Consider the following 340-nt stretch of genomic DNA (forward strand, 5'->3'; position numbering starts at 1 on the left):
CCGAACCGTCCGAAGAAGTTCTCCGCCAACTCCAAGGCGCGTTCTTCCGCCGCCGACGCCGCCACGGGCTCCACCACATCGAAATCTTCGCCACCGCCGAACAATACGAAACCCTCACCACCGCCATGAACGTCGCCACCAACCCCCGACTCACCACGGATAGTAATCCCACCGGACCGGAYCTGGACCGGCGTTCCCGCCCCATGAAACTCCTCGACGGACTCGTCGGAGCCTGTGCCGTCGCGATGACCACCGGGAAACTGCCAGCCAACGGCGGACTCCGACCCCAACTCACCCTCACCATCGACGAACGCGACCTCTTCGAACGACGCACCGACCA

General features: G+C 64.3%; 1 pseudogene. It reads left to right on the plus strand.

The features are described 5' to 3' along the window. Positions 1–340 (plus strand): annotated as a pseudogene (locus AC1DD5_RS25845) (DUF222 domain-containing protein); the annotation flags it as partial.

The organism is Paenarthrobacter sp. 10L420 (genome assembly GCF_056395385.1).